General features: G+C 70.2%; 22 protein-coding genes and 1 tRNA gene. 10 read left to right on the forward strand and 13 right to left on the reverse strand.

Translation table 11 applies throughout. The annotated features are described in order from the left end of the window. Nucleotides 1-85: 85 nt before the first annotated feature. Nucleotides 86-436 carry a hypothetical protein gene (locus ACZ48X_RS09075; protein ID WP_464379847.1) on the reverse strand — a complete coding sequence of 117 codons (351 nt, stop codon included), beginning with the start codon at nt 434-436 and terminating at the stop codon, nt 86-88. A 90-nt stretch (nt 437-526) separates the two neighbouring features. Here ACZ48X_RS09075 and larC point away from each other — a divergent pair, with 90 nt between their 5' ends. After that, complete coding sequence (gene larC / locus ACZ48X_RS09080) at nt 527-1,894, forward strand: nickel pincer cofactor biosynthesis protein LarC (protein WP_336352234.1); 1,368 nt, start codon at nt 527-529, stop codon at nt 1,892-1,894. Nucleotides 1,895-2,037: 143 nt separating this feature from the next. Continuing rightward, the gene (locus ACZ48X_RS09085) at nt 2,038-2,262 is read left to right on the forward strand and encodes a hypothetical protein (RefSeq protein WP_336352233.1); all 225 of its coding nucleotides are present in this window, start codon (nt 2,038-2,040) and stop codon (nt 2,260-2,262) included. Nucleotides 2,263-2,469: 207 nt separating this feature from the next. Here ACZ48X_RS09085 and ACZ48X_RS09090 read toward each other — a convergent pair whose 3' ends face one another. Continuing rightward, entirely contained in the window at nt 2,470-3,273 is an 804-nt protein-coding gene (locus ACZ48X_RS09090) for a hypothetical protein (RefSeq protein WP_336352232.1), read from the reverse strand. A 111-nt stretch (nt 3,274-3,384) separates the two neighbouring features. On the opposite strand from ACZ48X_RS09090, the gene ACZ48X_RS09095 reads away from it, so the two are divergent. Together ACZ48X_RS09095 and radB are read left to right on the forward strand one after the other, a co-directional pair. Next, complete coding sequence (locus tag ACZ48X_RS09095; protein WP_336352231.1) at nt 3,385-3,669, forward strand: DUF3892 domain-containing protein; 285 nt, start codon at nt 3,385-3,387, stop codon at nt 3,667-3,669. Between the two features lie 96 nt (nt 3,670-3,765). Beyond that, nucleotides 3,766-4,473: a DNA repair and recombination protein RadB gene (gene radB, locus ACZ48X_RS09100; protein WP_336352230.1), complete on the forward strand. Its 708-nt coding sequence runs from the start codon at nt 3,766-3,768 to the stop codon at nt 4,471-4,473. A 76-nt stretch (nt 4,474-4,549) separates the two neighbouring features. Here radB and ACZ48X_RS09105 read toward each other — a convergent pair whose 3' ends face one another. Then, on the reverse strand, nt 4,550-5,728 hold the full coding sequence (locus ACZ48X_RS09105; RefSeq protein WP_336352229.1) for a cation:proton antiporter: 1,179 nt from the start codon (nt 5,726-5,728) through the stop codon (nt 4,550-4,552). A 2-nt stretch (nt 5,729-5,730) separates the two neighbouring features. Then, a complete protein-coding gene (locus tag ACZ48X_RS09110; RefSeq protein WP_336352228.1) occupies nt 5,731-6,213 on the reverse strand; it encodes a cation:proton antiporter regulatory subunit in 483 nt (160 codons plus the stop codon). Nucleotides 6,214-6,424: 211 nt separating this feature from the next. On the opposite strand from ACZ48X_RS09110, the gene pyrF reads away from it, so the two are divergent. After that, on the forward strand, nt 6,425-7,246 hold the full coding sequence (gene pyrF, locus ACZ48X_RS09115) for an orotidine-5'-phosphate decarboxylase (protein ID WP_336352227.1): 822 nt from the start codon (nt 6,425-6,427) through the stop codon (nt 7,244-7,246). 120 nt (nt 7,247-7,366) lie between these two features. After that, entirely contained in the window at nt 7,367-7,540 is a 174-nt protein-coding gene (locus ACZ48X_RS09120) for a hypothetical protein (protein ID WP_227133569.1), read from the forward strand. Between the two features lie 18 nt (nt 7,541-7,558). Here ACZ48X_RS09120 and ACZ48X_RS09125 read toward each other — a convergent pair whose 3' ends face one another. The 4 genes from ACZ48X_RS09125 to ACZ48X_RS09140 form a co-directional block, all read right to left on the reverse strand. Continuing rightward, nucleotides 7,559-8,443 carry an ATP-dependent ribose-1-phosphate kinase gene (locus tag ACZ48X_RS09125; RefSeq protein WP_379762907.1) on the reverse strand — a complete coding sequence of 295 codons (885 nt, stop codon included), beginning with the start codon at nt 8,441-8,443 and terminating at the stop codon, nt 7,559-7,561. After that, entirely contained in the window at nt 8,436-9,299 is an 864-nt protein-coding gene (locus ACZ48X_RS09130; protein WP_336352225.1) for a DUF63 family protein, read from the reverse strand. Before ACZ48X_RS09130 ends, ACZ48X_RS09125 begins: the two co-directional genes overlap by 8 nt. A 122-nt stretch (nt 9,300-9,421) precedes the next feature. Further along, nucleotides 9,422-10,402, reverse strand: a complete 981-nt coding sequence (locus ACZ48X_RS09135; RefSeq protein ID WP_336352224.1) for a ribose 1,5-bisphosphate isomerase — start codon at nt 10,400-10,402, stop codon at nt 9,422-9,424. Between the two features lie 105 nt (nt 10,403-10,507). Next, a complete protein-coding gene (locus ACZ48X_RS09140; RefSeq protein WP_336352223.1) occupies nt 10,508-11,503 on the reverse strand; it encodes a phosphate uptake regulator PhoU in 996 nt (331 codons plus the stop codon). A 279-nt stretch (nt 11,504-11,782) separates the two neighbouring features. Here ACZ48X_RS09140 and phoU point away from each other — a divergent pair, with 279 nt between their 5' ends. After that, nucleotides 11,783-12,454, forward strand: a complete 672-nt coding sequence (phoU, locus tag ACZ48X_RS09145; protein ID WP_336352222.1) for a phosphate signaling complex protein PhoU — start codon at nt 11,783-11,785, stop codon at nt 12,452-12,454. A gap of 63 nt (nt 12,455-12,517) precedes the next feature. Here phoU and ACZ48X_RS09150 read toward each other — a convergent pair whose 3' ends face one another. Further along, a complete protein-coding gene (locus ACZ48X_RS09150) occupies nt 12,518-13,057 on the reverse strand; it encodes a hypothetical protein (RefSeq protein WP_336352221.1) in 540 nt (179 codons plus the stop codon). 113 nt (nt 13,058-13,170) lie between these two features. Between ACZ48X_RS09150 and ACZ48X_RS09155 the strand changes: the two genes are divergently transcribed. Then, entirely contained in the window at nt 13,171-14,097 is a 927-nt protein-coding gene (locus ACZ48X_RS09155; protein WP_336352220.1) for a prolipoprotein diacylglyceryl transferase, read from the forward strand. Nucleotides 14,098-14,301: 204 nt separating this feature from the next. On the opposite strand, the gene ACZ48X_RS09160 is transcribed toward ACZ48X_RS09155, so the two are convergent. Next, a tRNA-Met gene (locus tag ACZ48X_RS09160) sits at nt 14,302-14,458 on the reverse strand. 137 nt (nt 14,459-14,595) lie between these two features. On the opposite strand from ACZ48X_RS09160, the gene ACZ48X_RS09165 reads away from it, so the two are divergent. Then, on the forward strand, nt 14,596-15,981 hold the full coding sequence (locus tag ACZ48X_RS09165; RefSeq protein ID WP_336352219.1) for a DUF7115 domain-containing protein: 1,386 nt from the start codon (nt 14,596-14,598) through the stop codon (nt 15,979-15,981). Nucleotides 15,982-16,034: 53 nt separating this feature from the next. On the opposite strand, the gene ACZ48X_RS09170 is transcribed toward ACZ48X_RS09165, so the two are convergent. Next, nucleotides 16,035-16,439, reverse strand: coding sequence for a DUF5830 family protein (locus ACZ48X_RS09170; protein WP_336352218.1), 405 nt, complete (start codon nt 16,437-16,439; stop codon nt 16,035-16,037). A 141-nt stretch (nt 16,440-16,580) separates the two neighbouring features. Here ACZ48X_RS09170 and ACZ48X_RS09175 point away from each other — a divergent pair, with 141 nt between their 5' ends. Continuing rightward, nucleotides 16,581-17,243 (forward strand): TVP38/TMEM64 family protein, encoded by a 663-nt coding sequence (locus tag ACZ48X_RS09175; protein ID WP_336352217.1) that lies wholly within the window; start codon nt 16,581-16,583, stop codon nt 17,241-17,243. 104 nt (nt 17,244-17,347) lie between these two features. Here ACZ48X_RS09175 and ACZ48X_RS09180 read toward each other — a convergent pair whose 3' ends face one another. Together ACZ48X_RS09180 and ACZ48X_RS09185 are read right to left on the reverse strand one after the other, a co-directional pair. Then, on the reverse strand, nt 17,348-17,497 hold the full coding sequence (locus tag ACZ48X_RS09180) for an HVO_2523 family zinc finger protein (RefSeq protein WP_336352216.1): 150 nt from the start codon (nt 17,495-17,497) through the stop codon (nt 17,348-17,350). A gap of 128 nt (nt 17,498-17,625) precedes the next feature. After that, nucleotides 17,626-18,021, reverse strand: coding sequence for a hypothetical protein (locus tag ACZ48X_RS09185; protein ID WP_336352215.1), 396 nt, complete (start codon nt 18,019-18,021; stop codon nt 17,626-17,628). Nucleotides 18,022-18,057 lie beyond the last annotated feature (36 nt).

Here is an 18,057-nt window from a genome sequence, read left to right on the forward strand (position 1 = left end):
TCGTCGGGACGTCACCAACCCACCCATGCCACTCACTAGCAAGGTTGTTGGCGGGCCGCATAACGCTATCGGCGTCGCCGACCACTTACGCCGCGTCCGGTGCACGCGGTTCGTCGAACCACTCCACGTCGACGACGTTGCCGTCCGCGTCGAAGTGCACTGTCGCGACCTCGTGGCCGACCGGCGTCGGCCGGATCTCGTAGCGCTCCATCGCCTCCTCGTGGAGGTCCTCGACGTCCCGCCAGTCGGGCTGCCAGCCCTTCGCGTCGCCGAGTTTCACGCCGAACACCTCGCGCCCCCGCTTCTGGACGACGCCGAGCGGCCGCGAGTGCGCCGGCTCGCCGTCCCCCCGCCACGCCGCCCATCGATCTCTGAGACCCTCGAACACGTTCGATTCGTACGCACCCACCGCACTTAGTCCCTCGCGGTCGCACATCTCGCCGCTCGACCGAAGCCAGTCGCGGCGCTGGTGTGGGGGTCGCAGCCGACCGCGGGCCTTTTCGCGCTCGCCACCGCTCGTTGAGGTATGCGAACGCTCGCGTTCGACGGTCGGACCGGCGCCAGCGGCGACATGCTCATGGGTGCGCTCGTCGCTGCCGGCGCGGACCCGGGCGTCCTCGACGACCTCGCCGCCCAGCTCCCCGTCACCTACGAGGTTCACGACGTGGACAGGAACGGCATCACCGCCACGAAGGTCGACGTCGTCCACGACGACGCCACCGGCGAGAACGACAGCGACGAGGAGGACGACGGCGACGGCCACAGCCACGACCACGAACACGGTCACGACGACCACGACCACGAACACAGTCACGACGACCACGACCACGAACACAGTCACGACGACCACGACCACGAACACGGTCACGACCACGTGCACGGTGATTCGAGTGAGGGCCACGGCGCGAGTCGGTCGTACGCGGCGGTCGTGGAGTTCGTCGAGGGGCTCGACCTGCCGGCGGGCGTTCGCGAGGACGCGCTCGGCGCGTTCGAACTCTTGGGGAAGGCGGAGGCGAGCGTGCACGGCGTCGAGCTGGTGGAGACGCACTTCCACGAGGTCGGGACGGACGACGCCATCGCGGACGTCGTCGGGGCGTGCGCGCTCGTGCACGACCTCGACGTGGAGCGCGTGGTGACGACGCCGGTCGCGGTCGGCGGCGGGAGCGTCGAGATGGCGCACGGGACGTATCCGGTTCCGGCGCCGGCGGTGATGGAGCTCGCGGAGCGCGCGGACTGGCAGGTACGCGGTGGCCCCATCGACGTCGAACTCCTGACGCCGACGGGGGCGGCGCTGCTGGCGTACTACGCCGACGGCGTGGATTCGCTGCCGTCGATGACGGTGGACGCCTCGGGGTACGGCGCGGGCTCGAAGTCGTTCGACGCGCATCCGAACGTGCTGCGGGCCTCTGTTGGTGACGCCACGGGCGGCCTCCGTCGGGAGGACGTCGCGGTGCTGGAGACGAACCTGGACGACGCGACGCCGGAAGTACTGGGCGGCCTGCAGGACGCGCTCGCCGACGCCGGGGCGTACGACACGACGGTTCTCCCGACGACGATGAAGAAGTCGCGGCCGGGGCATCTCGTGAAGGTCGTGTGCGCGCCGGCTGACGCGGACGCGGTCGCGCGCCGGCTCGCCGAGGAGACCGGGACGCTCGGCGTCCGGGCGGCGAGCACGAGTCACCGCTGGGTCGCCGACCGCGCGTTCGAGACCGTCACGGTCGACGTCGACGGGGAGTCCCACGAGGTGACGGTGAAGGTCGCGAGCGACGAGGCCGGCGAGCGCTACGACGCGAGCGCCGAGTACGACGACGCCGCGCGCGTTGCCAGGGAGACCGGACTGCCTATCAGAGAGGTCGTTCGGCGCGCCGAGAGCACGTACTACGAGGGCGTGTGACGCAGGAACAAGGTCTCTCTCGCCAGTCTAGCGTCGGCCGCCACCCACTCGAAAGTACTCCTTATACACCTCTAGGAAGCGGGATGCACATATATCCATCCAGACATAGCCTTATACTCGATGCGGTGCCAGTTGGAGGTGAGATGGCCGACCCCACCGAAGCCCACGACTTCACGTTCGGCTGCTACCGCGGCGTCGACGTCACCCTCGAGGACGCCGACGCGTCCACCACCACCAGCGTCGACGAACCGACCCCCGTCACCGACGGGGGGCCCGCCGGCGCGACCGCCTGTCCGGCGTGCGAGAGCGACCTCGCGAACGTGCAGGGCGTTCCCGCGTGCACGCACTGCGCCTGGAACGCACGCTGACTGCCCGCTGCCGCGGACCGCCCGATGACGGCACGCTGACTGCCCGCTGACCGCCAGTGCAAGCGCCCACTGGTCCGACCGGCGTCGCCCCGCACCGACCGCCCACCTCGGCCGGCCTCGCACACTGCCCCGCGGGGCGACGGCGCGGCCCACCGTCACTGCTCCTGATATCGTTTCGTTCACTCGCCGCGAGCGTCCAGCCTCGCGTTACGCGTCCTCTTCGACTTCGCCGTCGCCATCGTCGTCGCCGTCGTCCTCGGCGCGGTGCTCGGCGAGCGCGGCCTCGACATCGAGTTCGCCGCGAGCGACGCGACGCGCGAGCGCGGTGTCGACCGCGCGGTTGTCCGGCGACAGCTCTCGCGACCGGTCCTTGACGCGCTGTATCTCGCCGTCGGTCGGCTCGAACTCGCGGGACTCGACGGGCTCGCCCTCGGTGCGCGCGATGTTCACCGCCGCGAGGACGTCGCCCATGCCGCGAGCGCCCGTTCCCAGATAGGGCGTCGTCCCGGTCTCGTCGACGAGTTCCACGCGGACGTCCTGGAGGCCGCCGATCACCTTCGCGCCCTCGCGGCGCGCGCCGTCGCCGACGCGCACCACCGCGTCCGTCTCCCCGGCGACCTCCTCACTGACGACGGCGGCCGCGTCGCTCGCCGGCACCTGGAACGCCGCCACCACGACGCCCCCGGCGAGCACCGCGATACCGGGTTTGCGGCCCGGGTCGACGCCGACGACCGTCCGGCCGTCGCCGCCGCGGAGGTACGCGAGCGCCGCCTCCACCGCCTTTCGCGGCGCGTCCGGCTCCGCCTCCACGACGTGCACGCCCTCGACGCTGTCGCCCCCCAGGGCGTCGCGCTCGACGGTGTCGCGCTCTCCCGGGCCGGTGACGACGACCGCGGCGTTCTCGGGGAGGTTGTCGCCGGGTTCGACGGTCGTGAACGCCACCCCGCGGTCGCGCAGCTCCCCCACCACGTCGTGATACACCTCGAAGTCCGCCGTCGCGACCACTATCACGCCACGCCGGTTCGAGCGCCGGCGAGATAAGTCCCGTCACCGCGGGCTCGACGCCAGACGCGAGCGCGGTGCCGCCGAACGCTCTTCCCGTTCGCCCGCCAAAGGACTGACATGGCGAGTTACGAGGTCGCGTGCGTGAGCATGGACTACGACGCCGACGTCGACGACTGCCGGTGCATCGAGGAGATCGGGTTCACGACGCGCTCGGGGTCGATCACGACGCGGACGCCCGCGGAGGTCCACGAGATGATCGCCGAGGACGAGAAGACCATCGTCGTCTCCTACAAGGGCGAACGCTTCCGACTCGCGGCCGTCGAACGCGACGGACAGCGGTACGTCCGCACCGCCGATTCCGATACGGGCGACGACACGCTCCTGAAGAAACCGAGCTGCTGACGGCCGAGTGCGCGGCGACGACGCGGCCGCGCTCCGGGTCGCGTGGGCCGCGTCGCTTCCCGTGCGTTTTTGTGCGGTCCCGTCCCCAGTACCTTCGTGAACGACGGCGTCATCTCGACGGGCTGTGGCCCCCTCGACGACCTGCTGGGTGGTGGACTGGAGCGCGGGACCGTCACGCAAGTGTACGGGCCGCCGGCGGCGGGGAAGACGAACGTCGCGCTCTCGGCGAGCGTCGCGGTCGCCGCCCAGGGCGGGCTCGTCGTGTACGTCGACACCGAGGGATTGTCGCTGGACCGCTTCGAGGCGGTGGCGGCCGCGGCCGCGGACGCAGCAGGCGTGGCCCTCGACGACGTCACGGGGAACGTCGTGGTGAAGGACGCGCTCGACTTCGACGAGCAGGCCGAGGCGGTCCAGGACGTCGCGGAGTTCGCCGAACAGGCGGACCTCGTCGTCGTCGACTCCGTCACGGGCTTCTACCGGTTGGAGCGCGGGAACGACGCCGAGGGCGGGGATTCGCTCCGCGAGGTCGCGAACCAGGTCACGCACCTCCTCGGGCTCGCGCGCCGGCACGACCTCGCGGTGGTCGTCACGAACCAGGTGTTCAGCGACCCGGACAGCGACCGCACGCGCGCGCTCGGCGGTCACACCCTCGAGCACTGGACGGGGACGGTCGTCCGCATCGACCGGTTCCGCGGCGGGAACCGGAAGGCGACCCTGGAGAAGCATCGCGCGAAACCCGCCGGCGAGAGCGTCCAGTTACAGATCACCGACGCCGGTATCGAGGCCGGCGACCAGCGACCCTGACGGCGCCGCGGCACCGCGGCGTCGCGTCGCCGCTCGGGTGCGACGACGCTGACGCGACCACGTCTCTCCGTTTCCGTCACGTCGCGGGGGCGAGCCGGTCGGTGATGAGGTCGCTGTACCGCATGAGCGTCGTGCCGAGGATACTCATCACGAGCACGTAGCCGACGGCGAACGCGGGAATCTCGGTGCCGAGCGCGCCGGTGCCGACGCTCGTGGCGATGGCGGCGAGGACGAGCGAGAACTCGCCGCGCGCGACGAGCGCGACCGCGACGCGGACCGAGCGTCGCTGGTCGAGGCCGTACGTCCGGCCGGCGTAGTACGCCGACGCGAGCTTGCTCGCGGTCGTGAGGACGACGGCGACGACGACGAGCGCGAGCGCGCTCCTGACCGTCCCGAGGTCCGTCTGGAGGCCGATGGAGAGGAAGAACACCGCCGCGAACAGGTCGCGAGCGGGCGAGAGGATGCGTTCGATGCGTTCGACGTGACTCGTCTCGCTGAACGCCATCCCGAGGAAGAACGCGGCGACGGCCTCGCTCACGCCCGCGGCGAGCCCCGCAGCGCCGAGGAGGACGAGCGTCCCGAAGACGCCGAGCAGGAACTGTTCGTCGGACTCGTGGGCGTACACGCGCTCGGCGACCGGGCCGCCGAAGCGAGCGACCGCGAACAGGACGACGAGGAACGCGAGCGCGATACCGACGGAGACGACGGGGTCGCCCGCGCCGGTGGCGACCGCGGAGACGATCGCGAGGTAGACGGCGATGACGAGGTCCTCGAACACGAGCACGCCGAGGACGGGCTCGGCCTCGGGGTCGGCGACCCACCCGAGGTCGACGAGCGTCTTCGTGACGATCGCCGAGGAGGAGATGTAGACGATGCCGGCGACGAACGCGGCTTCGAGCGGGTCGAAGCCGAACGCGAGCGCGATGGCGAGGCCGACGCCGGCGTTCGCGACGAAGTCGACGGTGCCGGCGCGCGTGAACTCGCCGCGGCGCGCGAGCAGGCGGTCGACGCTGAACTCCAGGCCGATGAAGAACAACAGGAGGACGATACCCAGTTCGGCGAACAGCGTGATGAACTCGTACTTCTCGAGGAGGTTCAGCGAGACGCCTTCGACGACGGGCGCGTTCGGACCGACGACGATACCGACGACGATGTACGCGGGGATGACGGACTGCCCGAATCGGTGGGCGAGCAGGCCGGCGGCTGCGAGGACGACGATGGCGACGGCAGCCTGGAACAGGAGGGGTTCCGCCACGATTACGCGGCGGTGACGAACGACTCCAGTTCCGCGTGTTCGTCGCGCGTCCCGAGTGCGACGAGGACGTCACCCGCGTTGAGCGTGGTGTCCGCGTCCGGGTTCGCGATGGTGTCCGGGCCGCGCTGGACCGCGATGACGCTCGCGCCGGTGGCGTCCCGGAGGTTCGAGTCCGCGAGCGTCACGTCCTCGACCGGCGACCCTTCGGGTATCGTCACCCACTCGATGATGGCGTCACCGAGGGGGACGCTCGTGTTCGAGAACTCGACGGGCTGGAAGTACGCACCGCCGAGGACCGCGCCGAGCTTGCGGGCTTGCTCGCCGGTGAGGTCCGCGACGCGTTCGCTGTCCGCCTCGGGGCGCTCGCGGACGAACAGCTCGCGGCGGCCGTCGTGATGCAGGAGGACGACGAGTCGCGACTCGTCACCGACCTCCAGTTCGAACTTCCGTCCGACGCCGGGGACGTCGGTCTCGTAGACAGTCACGTCAAGAACGGGGACCGCCTCGGTATTGAAGATTCGCCTGCAGTCGCCTCGCGCACTCCTCTGGGCGCCTCATCTCCCTGGGCGCCTCATCGCCCTGGGCGCCTCATCGCCCTGGTCGCCTCGTGGACCCGGCGGTCGGAGACCGACACTGGTCGAGTGCGCGTGGGGGCGAATGGAAAGACCGATTTGTGCCGGGCGAGCGCGTGCTCGTATGACAGCTGGCTTCTTCGAGCGCGTCGCGGACCGCATCGAGTCCACCGGGGGGCCGGTCTCGGTCGGCCTCGACCCGGACCCGGAACGCATCCCCGAGTTCCTCGCGGACCACGACCTCCCGCGGTGGGCGTTCAACCGACGCATCATCGACGCGACCCACGAGCACGCCGCCGCGTTCAAGCCGAACGCGGCGTTCTACGAGGACCCCGACGGCTGGCGCGCACTCCAGGAGACCGTCGCGTACGCCCACGGGAAGGACGTTCCCGTGCTCCTCGACGCGAAGCGCGCCGACATCGGGAACACCACGCGCCAGTACGCGCAGGTGCTCGACGACGTCGACGCCATCACCGTGAACCCCTACATGGGGCGTGATAGCCTCCAGCCGTTCCTCGACCGCGAGGACAAGGGCGTCTTCGTGCTCTGCCGGACGTCGAACCCGGGCGGGAAGCACCTCCAGGACCACGAGCTCGCTGACGGCGGCACCGTGTACGAGCACGTCGCGCGCCTCGCGAGCACGTGGAACGAGCACGGGAACGTCGGGCTCGTCGTCGGCGCGACCACGCCCGACGAACTCGAAGCGGTGCGCGACCTCGTCCCGGACCTCCCCTTCCTCGTCCCGGGCGTCGGCGCGCAGGGCGGCGACGCCGAAGCCGCCGTCGAGTTCGGGCTCGCGGAGCGCGACGGCCGCGACGTCGGGCTCGTGAACTCCTCGCGCGGCATCATCTTCGCCGGCGAGAACACAAGCGGCGAGAAGGCGTACTTCGACGCCGCCGGCGACGCCGCCAAGCGCCTCAAACGTCGGCTCGCGACGCACCGCTGAGCGCGCCGGGCGCGAGCACGCCGGCCGGGAGCGCGCCGCCCGCGACCACCGCCGACCGCTGGCTCGCCACCCTCCGTCGGGCGCCGTACCTTTTTCCCGCAGGACGATGACGACTCGGGCATGCAGGACGTGGACGTGCACCTCTGGGTGGGAGACCAGGACGACGTCGTGACGTACACCGTCGCCGTCGAGGACGGCGTGTTCGACACGCAGGAAGCCATCGAGAAGGCCAGCGAGCGCGCGCAGGCCGACGGCTACGAGGACGTGAACCTCAAGGAGATAGAGGCGGCGTAGCGGGTCGCCGTCGCCGAACTACGTCCGTTCGTCGAGGAACGCCGCGAGCGCGTCGCTCGTCGGCGCCTGCCGCGCACCTTCCGTGCTCGCGGTGTACGCGCCGGCGGCGTTCGCGCGCTCCAGCGCGGTGTGGTAGTCGCCGCCGTCCAGGCGCGTCGCGACGAACGCAGCCGCGAACGCGTCCCCGGCGCCCGTCGTGTCCACGGGGTCGATACCGAACCCCGGGTGCTCGAAGTGCCCCTCGGGCGCGTGCACCTCCGCACCCGCCGCGCCGCGCTTGACGACGAGCACCTGGCCCGCGAACACCTCCTTCGGCGGCGCGTCCAGTACCACCTCCGCCTCCTTGTCGTTCACGAACACCACGTCAGCGTTCGAGAGCACGTCGCCGTAATCGCGGTGCGCGAGCCGCCGCCCCGGGTCGACGCTCACCGTCGCCCCCGCGTCGCTCGCGACCCGCGCGATGTGTGCCGCCGTATCCGGCCGCTGACTCGTCAGGTGGACGTGCTCGGCGCTCGCGACGAACGCGTCGTCGACGTCCGCTGGCGCAACCGCCTCGTTCGCGCCGTCGTTCGCGAGCATCGACACCTCGCCGCCCTCCTCGACGAGCACGTACTTCACCGTCGTCTCCGCACCCTCGACACGCGCCATCCCCGACAGGTCCACGCCCGACTCCTCCAGTTCCCGCGTCGCGAGGAACCCGTACTCGTCGTCGCCGACGCTCCCCACGATCCCCGCGGGAACGTCCAGCAGCGTCAGGTCGTACGCGACGTTCGCCGCCGACCCACCCCCGGAGGAACGCTGGTCGTGGATGCGCGACTCGCCGTCCGGCTCCGGGAGTTGGTCGACCCGCAGCGTCACGTCCCAGTTCACGTGCCCGGCAACGAGCACCCGCACGTCAGGCACCTCCGAGCGCGCGAACGGCCGCGAACACGACGTCCTGGTCGGTCAACGTGAACTGGAGGAGGTTGTACACGCCCGGGCCGAACCCGACCGCCGCGACGAACGCGAGCACCAATCGAGCGCGCCGCGGCGACTCCTCGAGGTACTCGCGGAACGCCGCGACGATGACGAGCGCGAGCACGACCTTCACGACGACGAACAGCCAGCCCGCGCCGACGTACTGCGCGGTCGGCAGACTCCCCGAGAACTCGAGGATGACCCGCGACAGCGGCGTGCGTTCACCCGCCCCCAGGAGGTCGTACCCGAGCGCGGTCGACACGCCGTCGAGCGAATGCGCGAACACGACGAACGCACCCGTCCGCCCCGTGTACCGCGCGACGTCCGTGTACGTCAACGAGAGGAGCACCCACGCGAGCGCCGTCACGAGCGCCGCGACGATCGTCCCGAACACCGGATAGACGGGGTTGAACGTCTGCGCGTTGATACCCGTCAGGAACAGGAAGACGACGAGCATGAGGGCGACGCCACCGCCGAACACGCCGACGCCGTAGTAGATGTCGAACCCCTTCCGGATGCCGGCGATGAACGTCATGAGTATCCAGACGAACCCCGCGAATATCGCGGTCGTCACGTACACCGTCACCGGCCCGAACAGTGGCGCGACGATGGCGGGGTACGCCTCGAGGCCGTCGAGCAGGAAGAGGACTGACCCGATGGCCATCCACGGCGCGAACGACACCACCGTCCAGTCCGTCGTCGGGGGCTGTATCGCCCACAGGAGCGCCGCCACCCCGAAGAACGCGAGGAGAAGCGGCACCACGTACAACAGCGACGGAATCGTGTAAACGCCACCAACCATGTCATATCCTCGGTACGGGGAGTGGAAAGAAGGTTCCGGTCGGGACACCCGCACGTTCGCACGAGGCGGTCTGCTGGCGCTTCGCTCCCGGCGGTTTACCGGCGCGTGCGACTATCGACGCGTCACTCCCAGGGTTCGCCGACGTCGGTCCCGAACAGCTCGCGCATGAGCGTCACGATGCTCTCGGGCGGGAACTGGCCGCGTTCGGTGACGATCGCGTCGACGTACCGCGGCGGCGTCACGTCGAACGCCGGGTTCTCGACGACGAGGTCCGCGTCGTCGGGGTCACCGCCCGTGATGCGGTCGCGTTCCGCGTCCTCGAGCACCTCGCTCTCGTCGCGGTTCTCGATCTCGACGGTGTGACCCGTCAACGTTCCCGGGTGGAGTTTGATGGTCTGGGCGGCGACCATGATGGGGACGCCGCGGTCGCGCGCGTTCACCGCGAGCCCGGACGTCCCGATCTTGTTGATGACGCTGCCGTCGGCCGCGATGGAGTCCGCGCCGACGAGCACGTGGTCGACGCGCTCCAGGTATCGGCGCGCGGCGTTGTCGACGACGAGCGTCACGGGCACGCCCCACTCGCGGAGCTGTTCGGCGGTGATGTGACCTTGCTTTCGCGGTCGCGTCTCCTTCACGACCGCCGAGATGTCCTTCCCCTGGTCGAGCGCCGCCTTCACGCACGACAACGCGTCCGTCGAATGACAGTGCGTCATCACGACGTCGCCGTCCCGCAGCCGGTTCGCGCCGATGCGACCCAGTCGGTCCTGGGCCTCCGCGAGGTCCGTCTGGAAGCCCGCCGCGCTCTCGGCGACGCTCTCCCGGAGCGCGTCGACGCTCCCGCCTTCCATGTCCCAGAGCACGAACCGGAGTGCGTTCGGGAGCGACACCGCCGTCGGCCGCGTCTCGTAGAGCCGTCGCGCCGCCGCCTTCAACTCCGCCTCGAACGCCTCGGGCGTCTCCGCGGTCGACGCCTCCGCCTGCGTCGCGAGCGCACCTGCGGCCGCGTCAGCGATCGTCGCCGCACCTCGAATCTCCATCGACGCGATGTCCTCGGCCGTGTCGTGAACCGCCGGCACGATTCGCTCCGCGGGTTCGTCAGTCATACCCCCACACTCCACGCCACAGCGTCGAAAATCCCTCGGTCCGCACTCGCCGCGTATCCCTTCCTCAGCCCGCTCGCGCAGTCGTCCAGTGCTCCGTTCGCGCGCTCAGGGGCTCGGTGCAGCCTTCTGCAAGGCGGTCTCGGCGATGTTCCCGCCGTAGTCCGCGCTACGGGACAGCGAGTCGACGACGAGCCCGAGGCTCTGTGCGACCTGCGGGTCGCGCTCCCGGAGCAACTCGTCGATGCGTCGCGTGTGCTCGTCGATGCCGAGGATGTCCTTGCGCGCCTGGTTCGCGAGCCGCGTCGCCTCGTCGGCGTCCGCCTCGAACAGCGCGTCCATCGCCAGGTCGACGACGTTCGACGCGTCCTCGTGCAGGTCGTCGAACGCGCCCGCGAGTTCGTCGTCCATCCCCTCCAGGTCGAGCGCGAGGTTCCCGATCTTCGCCGCGTGGTCCGCGATCCGTTCGAGCTGGCGCGCGCTCGAGTGGTAGTCGAAGCAGTCCTCGCGGCTCACGCCGAGTTCCTCGGCGGCCCGCGGCGACCGGAGCGTCGACCGGAAGATGCGGGAGACGACGAACCAGAGCCGGTCGACGTCCTCGTCGCGCTCCACGACGTCGCGCGCCACGTCCGTGTCGTTCTCCACGAGCGCCGTCACCGCGTCCTCCAGCATCGACTGCGCGATGAGGCGCATCCGCGTCACCGCGTTCGTGATACTCAACTCGGAGGAATCGAGGAGGTCCTGGATGACGACGCTATCCCCGGTCTCCTCCAGGACCTCGACGCCGACCAGGCCCTGAGTGGCCTCGCGGATGGCGCGACGCTGGTCGGTCGTGATGCGGTTCGCCTCGAGTTCGATGATGTCGAACCCCGAGACGTACATCGTCATCACCGCGCGCGTCAACTGCTCGCCCTCCAGGTTCGTGACGTCGAGCGCGCCGCGCGTGCGCTCCGTCTCGCTCTTCGGCGTCAACAGCAGCGAGTCGTCCTCCGGGTAGAACTCGACCGTCGTCCCCGCCGACACGCCGTTCTCGGTCGCCCAGTCCTTCGGGAGCGAGACGGTGAACGTCGACCCACCGGTCACCTGCACCTTGCGCGTCTCCATGCCAGTCGATATCCAACCGCCGACCATAAATCCGACTATTCCTATATATCGACGCGGTCGGCTCGGTGGCGATCCCCACGTGGACGCCAGAATGCCGGGAGGAGCCGCCGATACCGCCGAGAGCCCAGCAGCGAACCCGCTCGAAGTGCGTCGGTATCGCTCCCGCCCACACTAGAGAACTACGTGTAGTATATAGTCAAATAGAACGATATACACACTATAGAAACAGCGGGGTCGAGTGACGAAGATTTTTGAACGGGGACGGTCTGAGGTTCGCGTATGCCACGACAGACCTACCAGGACCAACTGGAGGAGCTACGCGAGGACATCCTCTACATGAGCGAACTCGTCCTCGACCGCCTCCAGGACGCGTTCGTCGCCCTGGAATCCAAGGACGACGAGCGCGCTCGCTCCGTCATCGAGGGCGACGGCGAGGTCAACGACACGTACCTCGAACTCGAACAGGAGTGCATCGACCTCATCGCGCTCCAGCAACCGGTCGCGAGCGACCTCCGGTTCATCGCCGCGTCGTTCAAGATCATCACCGACCTGGAGCGCGTCGGCGACCTCGCGGTGAACCTCGCGGAGTACACGCTCGAAGCGGACCGCGACGTGTTCCCGGAGGTCGACGTGCAAGCTATCGGCGACGTCACCGCGGAGATGGTGCGCGACGCCATGGCCGCCTACGAGACCGAGGACACCGTCGCGTGCCGCGAGATCGCGGCGAGCGACGACGACCTCGACGAACTCTGTCAGGACGCGAGCGAGATGGTGGTCCGGGACCTCATCGAGACGGAACTCGAGGACGGCGCGAACGTCGAGACGCTCATGGCGGACGTCTCCCGCCTCCTCCTGACGATCCGGGACCTGGAGCGCGTCGGCGACCACGCCGTGAACATCGCGGCGCGCACGCTCTACATGGTCGAGAACGACGACGAACTCATCTACTGACTCGCGCGCTTCGTTCGGCCGGTCCGCACGCGCTTCGTTACCGGAGCCGGTCGGTGTCCCTTCTCAGACGTCCGCGACGAACCGCCAGGGGTCGCCGTCCCCGCCGGATTCGACGCCGGGGAGTCGCGACAGGCGTGGTGCGACCATCCCCCACCACGCCTCCTCGCTGTCGTATCCGGCCTCGTGAGTCGGGTAGACGGCGTCGACGACCGCCGAGGCGTCCGCTCGCTCGGCGTCCCGGAGGTGCTCGAACGCTTCGCGGACGGCGTCGCGCCGCCAGTCCTGCATGAGTTCGCTCGCACCGGGGACGGCGAGTTCGGCGAGTGCGTCGTCGACGCGGTCGTCGAGCGTCGCCTCGTCGGTCTCGCGCGGCCGATACCAGACGTCGACGACGCCGACGCGACCGCGGACCTGTCGGTGCGCGAGGTCGTCGGCTGCGGTCAGTTCGAGGAGTGCGTCCCGTGCGGTCGCTCGCGGGACGTCCAGTTCGTCGGCGACCTCGGTCGTGCTCACCGGGTCGTTCGACGGGACCGCGGCGAGCGCTGCCGCGGTCGGCGGGTCGACGAGGACCCCGCCGGAGCCGTGCTCGTCGTGTTCGCTCATGACACGACACTCGCCCTCCAGGAGCATTATTTTTTCGCCGCGTTTCCTCCAGGAATCATGTTCGTGGCGTGGCGTGGCAAGTTTTAGGTGGGGTGCGAGCGTCGAACTCGGGCATGGCCGACCTCTCCTCGTGTTACTTCTGTGGCGCGGCGATGGACGTCTCGCTCAGGGAGTCGACAGTCGTCCCCGAAGCGCTCGCGCCGACGCCAGCACACCAGACCACCGTCGTCCTCTGCGGGACCTGCGAGCGAAAGCTCGAACGCGTCCTCGACCCTGTCGTCGCCGCAGCGAACGCGTCCGCGACCACGCGCGCCGCCGCGACCGATGACTCGACCGCCGGCGGTGACGCTACCGCAGCCGATGCCGGCGACGAACCCGACGCGACCGGAGCAGGGGACGCGGACGCGGTCGTTCCGCCGAGCATCCTCTCGGACGTCGCCGACGACGACGCGTCGACGACGACCGACGGCGACGCGAGCGCGGACGAACGCGACGCCACCGGGACCGCATCGGCCGCGGACGACACCGCCGAGACTGCATCCGCCGGCGAGGACGGCACGCCGTTCGAGGTCGACGACACCACGTCCGTGTTCGACGACGCCGACGACACCGCCTCGAACAGCGTGTTCGCCGACGCGAACGACGCACCGACGACACCCATCCAGGACGCCGAATCGGACGACGACACCGACGGCATCGCGTTCGACGACCAGTCCCGCGAGGAGACCGCCGCGACGAACCGCGAGTCGACCCCGAGCACGGCGAGCGCGTCGAACGCCAGCCCCGACGGCTCGATCGACGACACCTCGGCGTCGTCGAGCGAACGCGACACCCCGGACGTCGACCCGCGGACGTACAACAAGGTCGTCCGACTCCTGAAGAACCGCGACCTCCCGGTGCCTCGCGCCGAGATCGAGTCCATCGCGGGAAGCGCGTACGACATCCCGGACCACGAGTGCGAGGCCATCATCGACGCCGCCATCCAGCGCGGGCTCGTCGCGGAAGCCGACGACCAGCTCACGCACCCGGACGGTATCTGACCGCGTCACCGCTCACCAACCGTTGGCTCTCGTGGAAGAAGTGGCCGGGGCGGGCTCCGAACTACCGCGAGACTCACTTCGTTCGTCTCGCGACTCCCCGCTCGCTGGCGCTCGCGGGGACCGTAAACGGGTTCTCCGCCCGCTCCCGGCCACGTTTCGTGTGGAGAAGCCGCTCGCTGACGCGTCGTGGCGTCTCCGAGAAAGTGGCCGGGGCGGGCTCCGAACCCGCGATCTCCGCATGACCCAGGTTCGAGGCTCGGCGGGCCCCGAGGTCACGCGTAAGCCTTCCAAGGCTGTGGTACCGCACCGAATCTCTGAAACCCTATGAGTGCGGCGCTATGTCCAGCTAAGCCACCCGGCCTCACCAGTTCGTAGTCCGCTCCGGGACTTGAACCTTCTCATGTTACCGCGGTACGAGACGGGGTCTCAGTCCATCGCGTCGCCGCGGCGACACGACGTCCCCACGGATTTAAGCCGCACTCTCGTGAAGGACGGCGCATGGACGTTCCGGGTATCGTGCAAGGAGAGCTCGACGGCGAAGAGGTCGCTGCGAGCGTGTCGCTCGGCGGCGAAGACGGCCTGTTCGTCACCGCGTCGCGGACGCTCGTCTACCGCTCGGAGAGCCTCCTGAGCGACGAATCCGTCGAGTCGTACCCGCACGACGCAGAGCGCGTCACCGTCAAGGACGGTCGTCGGAAGACGCGCATCACGCTCACGTACAGTATCGACGGGGAACGCGACTTCACCGTTCCCTCGAGTGTCGCCGACGACGTCCTCCATCCCGTGCTCGCCGGCGTCCTCAACGGCTCCGGCGTCACGGACCCCGGGGAGACGGTCGTGCAGACGTTCCGGTTCAGCGAGCTGACGCTCATCGTGACGAGCGACCGCCTCCTGAAGCACGTCGGGAGCGCGGTCTGGGACGCCGACCACGAGCAGTACCACTTCGAGGACGTCACCGCGCTCGACTTCGAGGAGGGGAGCGTTGCGACGCAGATCGTCATCGCGGTCGACGGCCGCCCGCAGCGCATCAAGACGCCGAACGAGCACATCGCGGTGGTCCGCGAACGCCTCACGCAGGCGTTGTTCGCGTACTACGACGTGAGTTCGCTCGCGGAACTGAACGCGCTCGTCGACCCGGCCGAGGAGACGCCGGATTCGGCGACCGGCTCGGGGTCCGCGGGTGGCGGCGTCGACTTCGGCGAGGGCGTCGACCCGCTCGGGTCGGGGTCGGGGTCGCGGCCGGCGGACACGAGCGGCGACCCGTTCCTCGACGACGAGAAATCCGAGTCGCTGGACGCCGACTCGGGTGCGAGCGACCCCGCGGATGCGAGCGAGGACCCACGTCGACCGGTGTCCGGTGGCGGGGACGCTGCCGGTGGTGGAGCCGAGACGAGGGGGGCGGACGCGAGCGCCGACGCCAGCCGGCGGCGCGCGGAACCGGCCGACGACGCCACCGACCGCCGACCGCAGGCGAGTGAGAGCAATGGCTCGGCCGACCGCCGACCGCAGTCCGCTGACGCCGAGTCCGCCGACAGCCGGCGTGCAGAGCCCGCGGACGATACCGCGAACGCAGACGCCGACGGGGACGCCGCTCCGGGCGGCGTCGAGGAGTCGTCGCGGCTCCTGTCCCCCGAGGACGGGAGCGCGACCGACGACGCCGGGGACGGCGCGGGCGCCGACGGGAGCGACGGGAGCGAGGACGACGAGAGCGGTGGGTTCGCGGCCGCCGGGTTCGAGCCCGCGACCGAATCGGGCGTGACGGCCGCGGACCTCGCGGACCGCATCGAGGACCTCGAATCCCGCGTCGACGCACAGAACGACCTCCTCGAGCAACAGCAAGCGCTCATCCAGCAACTCATCGAGGAGCTCCGCGAGCGCTCGTAGCGCGAATCGACCGCTCTCGGCGGCCGTCGTCGTCGTCCGCGGTCCTCGAGCGGTCAGTCGTCGCGGCCCGTGACTTTCCTGACGCACTCGGAGCCGAACGGCCCGAGTTCGCCGGCCTCGAGTTGCACGAAGTGCCCAGTGGCGAGACCGGTGCCGCAGCGCCGGCAGTCGTAGTCGCCCTCGCGGCGGACGACGTCGGTCGTCTGCGAGACGTACCCGCCGCCGCCCGCGACCGCGACGACGCCGTCCTCGCGTTCGATGACGCCGCGCAGCTCGGCGGTGTCGAGTATCTCGCGGACGACCCGCGGCGCGGTACTGACCGCTTCGACGCGGTCCATCGCGTCGGCGAGCGACAGCTCGGCGTCCTCGGCCTTCGCGAGCAGTTCGACGCCGACCTCCACGGGGTCGCCCTCCACGCCCCCGCCCGCACTCGGGCGCTCGCCGTCGTCGCCAGTCATCGCCTTCGAGTCCTCGGCCGCGAGCCAAAAGCGTTGCGCGCCCCACTGCCGTCCGGCGACCTCGCACCGCGGTGACGCGAACGTGGTCTACCGGGGGGCGAGGGGAAAGACGTTCATGCACCCGGGGGATAGTCGGTGGTGATGCATCGTCGCGCTGCGGTCGGGGTCGCGCTCGTCGCCACGGTCGTCGTGGCGTCGCTCGCGGTGTCGCCGAGCGCGACGTTCTCCGCGCTGGACGCGCTCGCAGACGACCCCGTCGTCTTCGGCGTCGCGCTCGTTGCGTGCTACCTGCTCCGACCGCTGGTGGCGTGGCCGACGACGCTCGTCGCGGTCGTCGTCGGGTACGGGTACGGCGTCGCGGTCGGGATTCCGGTCGCGCTCGCGGGCGCGGTCCTGACGTCGATACCGGTGTTCGCCGCCGGCCGGTACTTCGGTGACGGCGAGGACAACCCGCTGTCGTGGCTCGCGCCCGGCGAGCGATTCCTCGCCGCCGCGGGCGAGTACTTCGAGACCACTGGAGACTTCCGCGGGGTCACCGCCGCCCGGCTCGCGCCGCTTCCGGCGGACGCCGTCACCGCGACCGCCGCGATGACCGGCGTCTCCCTGCCGGCGTTCTGCGCCGCGACCGTCGTCGGCGAACTCCCGTGGACGATCGCGGCCATCCTCGTCGGCAGTTCGCTGTCGACGCTCTCCGCCGAGGGCGTCGGCGCCGTCGACCCCCGGCTCGTCGTCGGACTCGGTATCGCCGCCGCCATCCTCCTCGCCGGCCCGCTCTATCGACGGGTGGCCGTCGGAAGCGACTGACTGACTGACTCGGCAAGCATACGCCGACCGCCAGGTCGGCGTTTCCCTGTCGCTCGCTCTCGCTACGTCGGCGTTTCACGGGCCGTCGCTACAGGGCGACTGACTCACTCGCGCTGGAGGTGGAAGGTGTCCGAGCAGTCCATGACGACGCCGTGGTTCGGGCAGACGTACTTGCAGTGGCGTCGGTAGAGGACGGCGTCGCACATCGGGCACGGGCGGCCGCCGCCGGCGGTCGCGTCGGCGTCGTCGGTCATCGCGTGCACGTTCCGGTCCCGGTGGCTTAACGACGGGGGTTCGAGGAGGGTGACTGCGGCTTAACGACGGGGGTTCGAGGAGGGTGACTGCGGCTTAACGACGGGGGTTCGGGCGGGAAGACCGTGGCTTATTGCTCGGGGGTCGCGCGGTCGCGGGCGACGAGTGCGAGGACGGCGAGGCCGCTGGCGGCGGTGATGGCGACGCCGGGGCCGGGGAGGAGCCACGGAACCATGACGCCCTCGACGCCGGTGTCGAGCGCGACGACGGTCGCGGCGGCGCCGACGACCGCGGCGGAGGTGGTGGCGACGCGGCCGTCGCGAGCGACGAGGACGCCGACGGCGAGGACGGCGAGTGCGAGCGTCGCGAGCCCCCACGTCTCCAGGCCGGTTCCCTGTCCGGGATAGTAGACGGTCGGCGAGACACCGTCGTAGAACGGGTTCCGGAGGAACCACGGCGGGAGTGCGCCGAGGGCGACGCCGGCGAGCGCGGCGACGAGGAGGCGGTCCGTCCGGGAGGCTATCACGGGAACGCGTCGGTGCGCCGCGAGCGTGAACCTTTC

Source organism: Halorubellus litoreus (assembly GCF_055378595.1).

Coding starts and splice junctions, on each gene's coding strand:
- ACZ48X_RS09075 (WP_464379847.1), bottom strand. CDS start 436: ATGTGCGACCGCGAGGGACTAAGTGCGGTGGGTGCGTACGAATCGAAC.
- larC (WP_336352234.1), top strand. CDS start 527: ATGCGAACGCTCGCGTTCGACGGTCGGACCGGCGCCAGCGGCGACATG.
- ACZ48X_RS09085 (WP_336352233.1), top strand. CDS start 2,038: ATGGCCGACCCCACCGAAGCCCACGACTTCACGTTCGGCTGCTACCGC.
- ACZ48X_RS09095 (WP_336352231.1), top strand. CDS start 3,385: ATGGCGAGTTACGAGGTCGCGTGCGTGAGCATGGACTACGACGCCGAC.
- pyrF (WP_336352227.1), top strand. CDS start 6,425: ATGACAGCTGGCTTCTTCGAGCGCGTCGCGGACCGCATCGAGTCCACC.
- ACZ48X_RS09120 (WP_227133569.1), top strand. CDS start 7,367: ATGCAGGACGTGGACGTGCACCTCTGGGTGGGAGACCAGGACGACGTC.
- ACZ48X_RS09130 (WP_336352225.1), bottom strand. CDS start 9,299: ATGGTTGGTGGCGTTTACACGATTCCGTCGCTGTTGTACGTGGTGCCG.
- ACZ48X_RS09135 (WP_336352224.1), bottom strand. CDS start 10,402: ATGACTGACGAACCCGCGGAGCGAATCGTGCCGGCGGTTCACGACACG.
- ACZ48X_RS09140 (WP_336352223.1), bottom strand. CDS start 11,503: ATGGAGACGCGCAAGGTGCAGGTGACCGGTGGGTCGACGTTCACCGTC.
- phoU (WP_336352222.1), top strand. CDS start 11,783: ATGCCACGACAGACCTACCAGGACCAACTGGAGGAGCTACGCGAGGAC.
- ACZ48X_RS09150 (WP_336352221.1), bottom strand. CDS start 13,057: ATGAGCGAACACGACGAGCACGGCTCCGGCGGGGTCCTCGTCGACCCG.
- ACZ48X_RS09155 (WP_336352220.1), top strand. CDS start 13,171: ATGGCCGACCTCTCCTCGTGTTACTTCTGTGGCGCGGCGATGGACGTC.
- ACZ48X_RS09165 (WP_336352219.1), top strand. CDS start 14,596: ATGGACGTTCCGGGTATCGTGCAAGGAGAGCTCGACGGCGAAGAGGTC.
- ACZ48X_RS09170 (WP_336352218.1), bottom strand. CDS start 16,439: ATGACTGGCGACGACGGCGAGCGCCCGAGTGCGGGCGGGGGCGTGGAG.
- ACZ48X_RS09175 (WP_336352217.1), top strand. CDS start 16,581: ATGCATCGTCGCGCTGCGGTCGGGGTCGCGCTCGTCGCCACGGTCGTC.
- ACZ48X_RS09180 (WP_336352216.1), bottom strand. CDS start 17,497: ATGACCGACGACGCCGACGCGACCGCCGGCGGCGGCCGCCCGTGCCCG.